This window comes from Thalassobaculum sp., assembly GCF_040219215.1.
Classification (GTDB): domain Bacteria; phylum Pseudomonadota; class Alphaproteobacteria; order Thalassobaculales; family Thalassobaculaceae; genus Thalassobaculum_A.
Genome location: NZ_JAVJSX010000030.1, coordinates 1 through 9,028, shown reverse-complemented (window position 1 = coordinate 9,028; position 9,028 = coordinate 1). Strand labels below are relative to the sequence as shown.

The 9,028-nt window shown below is 63.8% G+C and carries 8 protein-coding genes and 1 tRNA gene; all 9 read left to right on the top strand.

All coding sequences use genetic code 11. The features are described 5' to 3' along the window. A partial coding sequence (gene tuf, locus RIC54_RS19815) for an elongation factor Tu (RefSeq protein WP_350151357.1) occupies positions 1 to 1,008 on the top strand: 1,008 nt, incomplete at its 5' end. Between the two features lie 41 nt (positions 1,009 to 1,049). Beyond that, positions 1,050 to 1,125, top strand: a tRNA-Trp gene (locus RIC54_RS19810). A 78-nt stretch (positions 1,126 to 1,203) separates the two neighbouring features. Then, positions 1,204 to 1,401: a preprotein translocase subunit SecE gene (gene secE / locus RIC54_RS19805; RefSeq protein WP_040745428.1), complete on the top strand. Its 198-nt coding sequence runs from the start codon at positions 1,204 to 1,206 to the stop codon at positions 1,399 to 1,401. 2 nt (positions 1,402 to 1,403) lie between these two features. Continuing rightward, positions 1,404 to 1,934: a transcription termination/antitermination protein NusG gene (gene nusG, locus RIC54_RS19800; protein ID WP_350098084.1), complete on the top strand. Its 531-nt coding sequence runs from the start codon at positions 1,404 to 1,406 to the stop codon at positions 1,932 to 1,934. Between the two features lie 95 nt (positions 1,935 to 2,029). After that, a complete protein-coding gene (rplK, locus tag RIC54_RS19795) occupies positions 2,030 to 2,458 on the top strand; it encodes a 50S ribosomal protein L11 (protein ID WP_350098083.1) in 429 nt (142 codons plus the stop codon). A 5-nt stretch (positions 2,459 to 2,463) separates the two neighbouring features. Beyond that, positions 2,464 to 3,177 carry a 50S ribosomal protein L1 gene (gene rplA, locus RIC54_RS19790; RefSeq protein ID WP_350098082.1) on the top strand — a complete coding sequence of 238 codons (714 nt, stop codon included), beginning with the start codon at positions 2,464 to 2,466 and terminating at the stop codon, positions 3,175 to 3,177. A gap of 270 nt (positions 3,178 to 3,447) precedes the next feature. After that, positions 3,448 to 3,960, top strand: coding sequence for a 50S ribosomal protein L10 (gene rplJ / locus RIC54_RS19785; protein WP_350098081.1), 513 nt, complete (start codon positions 3,448 to 3,450; stop codon positions 3,958 to 3,960). A gap of 54 nt (positions 3,961 to 4,014) precedes the next feature. Beyond that, positions 4,015 to 4,386 carry a 50S ribosomal protein L7/L12 gene (gene rplL, locus RIC54_RS19780; protein ID WP_350098080.1) on the top strand — a complete coding sequence of 124 codons (372 nt, stop codon included), beginning with the start codon at positions 4,015 to 4,017 and terminating at the stop codon, positions 4,384 to 4,386. Between the two features lie 204 nt (positions 4,387 to 4,590). Beyond that, positions 4,591 to 8,769, top strand: coding sequence for a DNA-directed RNA polymerase subunit beta (gene rpoB / locus RIC54_RS19775; protein ID WP_350098079.1), 4,179 nt, complete (start codon positions 4,591 to 4,593; stop codon positions 8,767 to 8,769). Positions 8,770 to 9,028: the final 259 nt, after the last annotated feature.

The following is a 9,028-nucleotide window of genomic DNA, read 5'->3' as shown; positions in this document are numbered from 1 at the left end:
ACGATTTCGACGGCGCACGTTGAGTATGAGACGGAAGGGCGTCACTACGCACACGTCGACTGCCCGGGTCACGCGGATTATGTGAAGAACATGATCACGGGTGCGGCGCAGATGGACGGCGCGATCCTGGTTGTTTCGGCTGCTGATGGCCCGATGCCGCAGACGCGTGAGCACATTCTTCTGGCCCGTCAGGTCGGTGTTCCGGCGCTGGTGGTGTTCATGAACAAGGTGGATCAGGTTGACGACGAAGAGCTGCTTGAGCTTGTTGAGCTTGAGATCCGCGAGCTTCTGTCGTCTTACGACTTCCCGGGCGACGACATTCCGATCGTCAAGGGCTCGGCCCTGGCGGCGATTGAAGACAGCAACGCGACGATTGGCCATGACGCCATTCTGGAGCTGATGAAGGCTGTTGACGATTACATCCCGCAGCCGGACCGTCCGAAGGATCAGCCGTTCCTGATGCCGATCGAAGACGTGTTTTCGATCTCGGGCCGCGGCACGGTTGTGACCGGTCGTATCGAGAGCGGTGTGGTCAAGGTCGGCGAGGAAATCGAGATCGTCGGCATCAAGGACACGACGAAGACGACCTGCACGGGCGTCGAGATGTTCCGCAAGCTTCTGGACGAAGGCGAAGCGGGGGACAACGTGGGTGTGCTGCTGCGCGGCACGAAGCGCGAGGAAGTCGAGCGTGGCCAGGTTCTGGCCAAGCCGGGTTCGATCACGCCGCACACGAAGTTCGATTGCGAAGCCTACATCCTGACGAAGGACGAAGGCGGGCGTCACACGCCGTTTTTCTCGAACTACCGCCCGCAGTTTTATTTCCGGACGACGGACGTGACCGGTACGGTCGAACTTCCGTCGGGCACGGAAATGGTGATGCCGGGTGACAACATCTCGATGGTCGTGAATCTGATCGCGCCGATCGCCATGGATGAAGGCCTGCGCTTCGCTATCCGCGAAGGCGGCCGCACCGTCGGTGCCGGCGTCGTCGCAAAGATCGTCGAGTGATAGCGGAAGGTTGAACACGCCGGTCGAAGACAGGTGTGTACAGGAGTGTAGCTCAACTGGTAGAGCACCGGTCTCCAAAACCGGGGGCTGGGGGTTCGAGCCCCTCCACTCCTGCCAATAGTTGGATGGGCGCGGGGGCGCTGCCGGGTGACCGGTAAGCGCCGCCCGCGTTCGGGCGTCTGAACGGGAACGATGATGGCGAAGGTGAGTCCAGCGCAGTTCGTGCGGCAGGTGCGCCAGGAAGTGTCGCGCGTGACCTGGGCGACCCGCAAAGACACGGCGACCGCAACCTTGATGGTGTTCATCATGGTGTTCGCTGCGTCGATATTCTTCTTCTTGGTGGACCTGGGGCTCTCTTGGGGCGTCCAGAAGGTCCTCGGACTCGGAGGCTGACGGTGGCGATACGCTGGTACGTGGTCCACGTCTATTCGGGCTTCGAAAAGAAGGTGGCGACCGCCGTGCGCGAGCAGGCGGCCGCGCAGGGGATGGAGGACCTCATCGAGGAGGTTCTGGTCCCGACCGAAGAGATCGTTGAGGTACGGCGCGGCGCCAAGGTGAGCGCCGAGCGGAAGTTCTTCCCCGGGTACATCCTGGTGAAGATGCAGTTGACCGACGAGACGTGGCATCTGGTGACGAGCCAGCCGAAGGTGACGGGTTTCCTCGGGGGCAAGGGCAAGCCGACCCCGATCACCGAAGGCGAGGCAACGCGGATCATCAAGCAGGTCTCGGAAGGCGTGGACCGGCCGAAGCCGTCGATCACGTTCGAGATCGGCGAGCAGGTTCGGGTCGCCGATGGCCCGTTTGCGACTTTCAACGGCTACGTCGAGGACGTGGACGAGGAGAAGGCGCGTTTGAAAGTCGCGGTGTCGATCTTCGGACGGTCGACCCCGGTGGACCTGGAGTTCACTCAGGTCGAGAAGGTTTGAGCCGGCGGAGCCGGTTCAACGTGCGTGTCGTGGGAGGCGTTCCCGAAGTCCTGGTACGCCGTACCGCGTCACGATGACAGAAAGGCGAGAATACGATGGCTAAGAAGATTGTCGGTTACATCAAGCTCCAGATCCCCGCGGGGTCGGCAACGCCGTCTCCCCCGGTCGGTCCGGCGCTCGGCCAGCGCGGACTCAACATCATGGAGTTCTGCAAGGCCTTCAACGCGTCGACCGAGAAGCTGGAGAAGGGGATGCCGATCCCCGTGGTGATCACCGCCTACGGTGATCGCACGTTCACCTTCGTCACCAAGACCCCGCCGGTGTCGTACTTCCTCAAGAAGGCGTCCGGCGTGGCCAAGGGTACGTCGACCCCGAGCAAGGAACTGATCGGCAAGGTCACCATGGCGCAGGTCAAGGAGATCGCCGAGGCCAAGATGACGGATCTGAATGCCGTTGATGTTGACGGTGCGGTGGCCATGATCACGGGTTCGGCCCGGTCCATGGGCATCGAGGTGGTGGGGTGACGGCTATGGCGAACAAAGGCAAGCGTTTGGCGGGCGCGTACACCGGCATTGACCGGACCGCCGTGTATCCGATGGCCGATGCCATCAAGCTGGTGAAGACCAAGGCCGTTGCGAAGTTCGACGAGACCGTCGAGATCGCGATGAACCTGGGCGTTGATCCGCGCCACTCGGACCAGATGGTGCGCGGCGTGGTGTCGTTGCCGCACGGCACCGGCAAGTCCGTGCGGGTTGCGGTCTTTGCCAAGGACGCCAAGGCTGAGGAAGCCACGGCGGCTGGCGCAGACATCGTCGGCGCCGAGGACCTGATGGAGCGGATCCAGGGCGGCCAGATCGATTTCGACCGGGTGATCGCGACGCCGGACATGATGGGTGTCGTCGGACGCCTCGGTAAGATCCTTGGCCCGCGCGGCCTGATGCCGAACCCGAAGCTGGGCACCGTCACGGCCAATGTCGGCGAGGCGGTGACCGCTGCGAAGGCTGGTCAGGTCGAGTTCCGCGCCGAGAAGGCGGGCCTCGTGCACGCCGGGATCGGCAAGGCGAGCTTCACCGAGGAGCAGCTGGTTGCGAACGCCGCTGCGTTCGTCGATGCCATCCAGAAGGCGAAGCCGGCTGGTGCCAAGGGCACGTATATCAAGCGCGTATCGATCAGCTCGACCATGGGGCCGGGCGTCAAGATCGACACCGCGAACCTCAGCACCGCTCCGGCGGCGCGAGGGTAAGAACGACGGCGGCCGGGCAACCGGTCGGCGGCGTGGACCGGGCTTCGGCCCGGTTCAACCTGTCCGAGACTACGGGCGGCTCACGGTCGACGGACCAAGGAGCCTTAAATTTCGCCCGTACAGACGGGAGCGCCAGCGGAATTCGGCGAGAGCCGAGGACGGTTGGACTTCTGGGACAGGCGAGCGGGCTCGCGCCAGGTTTGGCCGGGTCCACGTGCAAACCGGACCGCACCGTTGTTTTGCGGGTGGTCCATCAGGCGGAGAACAGAGGTGAATCGAGCTCAAAAGGCTGACCTCATCGACTCCCTTCGCCGGACTTTCGACAGCTCCGAAGTTGTCGTCATCACCCATCAGACGGGGTTGACGGTGGCTGAAGTGGAGCAGCTGCGTTCGAAGGTTCGGAAGGCGGGAGCCGGCTACAAGGTCACCAAGAACCGGCTCGCCCGTCTCGCTCTGCAAGGCACGCGCTACGAGAACCTGTCGGCCAGCTTCACCGGTCCGACGTCGGTTACGACGTCGGCCGATCCGGTGGCTGCCGCCAAGGTGATCGTCGAGTTCGCTAACTCGAACGACAAGGTCACCATTATCGGTGGTGGACTTGGCGAGCGGGCGCTCAGCCCCGACGAGGTCAAGGCCCTGGCCAAGACCCCGTCGCTGGATGAATCGCGTGCCAAGCTGGTCGGGCTGTTGCAGGCGCCGGCATCGCGCATGGTGGGGGTCCTCGTGGCACCTGCCGGCGGGTTGGCCCGGGTGTTTGCGGCGCGCGGCGAGCAGGCCGAGTGAGAGTGGTCGAACCGCTCTGTCTTTATAAGTTCCAACCCTTAGGAGTAGTTTCAAATGGCTGATCTCGCGAAGCTCGTCGATGAGCTTTCCTCTCTGACCGTTCTCGAAGCGGCGGAGCTGTCCAAGATGCTCGAAGAGAAGTGGGGCGTCTCTGCCGCCGCTCCGGTTGCGATGGCGGCGGCTCCGGCCGACGCCGCTCCGGCGGCTGAAGAGAAGACCGACTTCGACGTCATCCTGGCGACTGTCGGCGACAAGAAGATCAACGTGATTAAGGAAGTCCGTGCCATCACCGGCCTTGGCCTGAAGGAAGCCAAGGACCTGGTCGAGGCCGCGCCGAAGTCCGTCAAGGACGGTGCGTCGAAGGACGAAGCTGCGAAGATCAAGAAGCAGCTTGAGGATGCCGGAGCGACCGTCGAACTCAAGTGAGTTTGACGGCCGTATGAAGATCGGGCGGGGAGCGGCGTGCCTAGGCGCGTCCGCTCCCGCGCCCTTTTCCCGTCTCTGCAGGGCATCGGGGCCGCATCCGGGCGCCGTGCCGAGCCGGGGATCGCTCATCTGAGCGAAGTCTGCTCAACCGATGGAATCATCTGAGATTCCACGGGTCACCCGCGAGGTCGACGAGGTCATATCATGGCAGTTTCCGCAGTCGGGTCCTTCACTGGTCGCAAACGGGTCCGCAAGAACTTCGGACGTATCGCCGAAGTGGCGCCGATGCCGAACCTGATCGAGGTCCAGAAGAGTTCCTACGACGCCTTCCTGCAAATGGGCGTCGAGCCCGAGAAGCGCACTGATGTGGGCCTCCAGGAGGTCTTCAAATCGGTGTTCCCGATCCGGGACTTCTCGGAACGGGCGATGCTGGAATTCGTCGGCTACGAGCTTGAGGAGCCGAAGTACGACGTCGAGGAGTGCCAGCAGCGGGGCCTGACCTTCGCGGCGCCTCTGAAGGTGACGTTGCGCCTGGTGGTCTGGGACGTCGACGAGGAGACCGGCTCCAAGTCGATCCGGGACATCAAGGAACAGGACGTCTACATGGGCGACATGCCGCTTATGACAGCCCACGGCACCTTCGTGATCAACGGCACCGAGCGCGTGATCGTCTCGCAGATGCACCGCTCGCCCGGCGTGTTCTTCGATCATGACAAGGGCAAGACCCACAGCTCGGGCAAGTATCTGTTCGCGGCGCGGGTCATCCCGTACCGCGGCTCGTGGCTGGATTTCGAGTTTGATGCCAAGGACAACGTCTACGTGCGCATCGACCGGCGCCGTAAGCTGCCGGCGACGACCCTGCTGCTGGCGCTGATGTCCGACGAGTCGATCAAGTATCTGGCGGAGTGTCACCGCACCGGCGAGGAAGCCCAGCGCGACCGTGTCGTCGGCATGGGTGCGGAAGAGATCCTGACCAACTTCTACGGCACCGTAACTTACACCCGCGAGGGTGCGGGCTGGCGCACGCCGTTCGACGCCGAGCGGTTGCGCGGCTCGAAGCTGGTTCGCGATCTGGTCGATGCCGATACCGGCGAGGTGGTGGCGAAGGCCGGCGACAAGATCACGCCGCGTTCGTCGCGCAAGCTGATCGAGGCCGGCCTGAAGGATATGTGGGTTCCCGACGAGGAACTGATCGGCGCCTATGTCGGCTCCGACCTGATCGACGAGTCGACAGGTCTGGTGCACTGCGACGCCGGCGAGGAGATCACCACCGAACTGCTCGAGAAGATCGGCGGCGTGGGCATCACCCTGCTGCCGGTGCTGGCCATCGATCACCTCAACATCGGCGCCTACATGCGCAACACGCTGGCGCTCGACAAGAACGCCACCCGTGAAGAGGCCCTGGTCGATATCTACCGGGTGATGCGCCCGGGCGAGCCGCCGACGCTGGAGACCGCCGAGGCGCTGTTCCACGGCCTGTTCTTCGACTCCGAGCGCTACGATCTTTCGGCCGTTGGCCGCGTCAAGATGAACGCGCGCCTGGGATTGGAGACCGACGATCAGCTGCGCGTCCTTCGCAAGGACGACATCCTGGCGATCCTGAAGGTCCTGATGGAGCTGAAGGACGGCAAGGGCGAGATCGACGACATCGATCACCTCGGCAACCGTCGGGTCCGCTCGGTCGGCGAGCTGATGGAAAACCAGTACCGCGTCGGTCTGCTGCGCATGGAGCGGGCGATCCGCGAGCGCATGAGCTCGGTGGAAATCGACACGGTCATGCCCCATGACCTGATCAACGCCAAGCCGGCGGCGGCCGCGGTGCGCGAGTTCTTCGGCTCGTCGCAGCTGTCGCAGTTCATGGATCAGACCAACCCGCTGTCGGAGATCACCCACAAGCGCCGCCTGTCGGCGCTTGGACCGGGCGGTCTGACCCGCGAGCGGGCGGGCTTCGAGGTTCGCGACGTGCACCCGACCCACTACGGCCGGATCTGCCCGATCGAGACCCCGGAAGGTCCGAACATCGGCCTGATCAACTCGCTTGCGACCTATGCACGGGTGAACCAGTACGGCTTCATCGAGACCCCGTACCGCAAGGTCACGGACAGCAAGGTCACCGACGAGGTCCGATACATCTCCGCGATGGAAGAGGGCCGCTATACGGTTGCCCAGGCGAACGCCCCGGTCGACGCCGACGGCAAGTTCGTGGAAGAGCTGGTCCCGGTGCGGAAGCGCGGCGACTTCGGTTTGGCGCGCCCCGAGGACATCGACCTCATCGACGTGTCGCCCAAGCAGCTCGTGTCGGTCGCAGCGGCGTTGATTCCGTTCCTGGAGAACGATGACGCCAACCGCGCGCTGATGGGCTCGAACATGCAGCGTCAGGCGGTGCCGCTCCTGCAGGCCGAGGCACCGTTCGTCGGTACCGGCATGGAAGGCACGGTTGCCCGCGACTCGGGCGTCACCATTGTCGCCCGCCGCTCCGGCGTGGTCGACCAGATCGACGCCCAGCGTATCGTTATCCGGGCGAACGAAGACCTGGAAGGCGCATCGTCGAACGTCGACATCTACCGCCTGCTGAAGTTCCAGCGCTCCAACCAGAACACCTGCATCACCCAGCGTCCGCTGGTGAAGGTCGGTGACGTGGTCTCGCGCGGCGACATCATCGGTGATGGCCCGTCGACTGACCTGGGCGAACTGGCCCTGGGCCGGAACGTGCTGGTCGCGTTCATGCCCTGGAATGGCTACAACTTCGAAGACTCGATCCTGATCTCCGAGCGCATCGTCCGTGACGACGTGTTCACCTCGATCCACATCGAGGAATTCGAGATCATGGCCCGCGACACCAAGCTGGGTCAGGAAGAGATCACCCGGGACATTCCGAACGTCGGCGAAGAGGCGCTGAAGAACCTCGACGAGGCGGGCATCGTCTATGTCGGTGCCGAGGTAAATCCGGGCGACATCCTGGTCGGCAAGGTCACGCCGAAGGGCGAATCGCCGATGACGCCGGAGGAGAAGCTGCTCCGTGCGATCTTCGGCGAGAAGGCGTCCGACGTCCGCGACACCTCGCTGAAGGTGCCGCCGGGGGTCAACGGCACGATCGTCGAGGTGCGGGTGTTCTCGCGCCGCGGCGTCGACAAGGACGAGCGCAGCCAGGCGATCGAGCGGGCCGAGATCGAGCGGCTCGCGAAGGATCGCGACGACGAGCGTGCCATCCTTGAGCGTGGTTTCTTCGACCGCCTGCGCGAACTGCTGATGGGCAAGACCGCGACGGCCGGACCGAAGGGCTTCAAAGCCGGGGTGCTGACGCCGGAGGTGTTCGCACAGTACACCCCGGGCCAGTGGCGCCAGTTCGTCTCGGACGACGACAAGCTGATGGACTACCTCGAAGGCCTGAAGGAGCACTTCGACCGGTCGATCGACTTCCTGAAGGCCCGTTTCGACAACAAGGTCGAGAAGCTGCAGCGCGGTGATGAGCTGCCGCCGGGCGTCATGAAGATGGTCAAGGTGTTCGTCGCGGTGAAGCGCAAGCTGCAGCCGGGCGACAAGATGGCCGGCCGCCACGGCAACAAGGGCGTGATTTCCAAGATCAACCCGATCGAGGACATGCCGTACCTCGACGACGGCACGGCGGTGGACATCGTCCTGAACCCGCTCGGCGTTCCGTCGCGAATGAACGTGGGTCAGATCCTGGAGACCCATCTCGGTTGGGCTGCGGCCGGACTTGGCCGGCAGATCCGCCAGATGCTGGAGTCGATGGGTGACGAGCCCAAGGTCGCGGAACTGCGGACCAAGCTGGAGAACGTGTACAGCAGCGACCAGTTCAAGGCCGAGGTAAAGCCGCTCGGCGATGACGAGGTCGTGGAGTTGGCCCGCAACCTGACCCGTGGCGTTCCGATGGCAACCCCGGTGTTCGACGGCGCCCGCGAGGACGATATCGTCGACATGCTGGGCCGGGCCGGGCTGAACTCGTCCGGCCAGGTCGACCTGTGGGACGGCCGGACCGGCGAGCAGTTCGATCGCCAGGTCACGGTCGGCTACATCTACATGCTGAAGCTGCACCACCTGGTGGACGACAAGATCCACGCCCGTTCGATCGGCCCGTACAGCCTGGTGACCCAGCAGCCGCTGGGTGGCAAGGCGCAGTTCGGCGGTCAGCGGTTCGGTGAAATGGAGGTCTGGGCGTTGGAGGCGTATGGCGCCGCCTACACCTTGCAGGAGATGCTGACGGTGAAGTCGGACGACGTGTCCGGCCGAACCAAGGTCTATGAGGCGATCGTCCGCGGCGACGATAACTTCGAGGCCGGTATCCCCGAATCCTTCAACGTGCTGGTGAAGGAACTGCGTTCGCTCGGCTTGAATGTCGAGCTGAACCAGGAGGAGTACTGACGCCCCCTGTCGGCCGATAGCGGATCGTAAGGGGTGTAATCGTCGGTCGTTGCGACCGATATGGGTCCTGGGAGCAGTCCCAGGACCCGCAACGGCGCTTAGGCGCGAGGAGTGCTTCGATGAACGAGTTGGTGAATATCTTCGGCCAGCCGACCGGGCCTCAGAGCTTCGACAGTATCCAGATCGCGATTGCGTCGCCGGAGCGGATTCGCTCCTGGTCGTACGGCGAGATCAAGAAGCCGGAGACCATCAACTACCG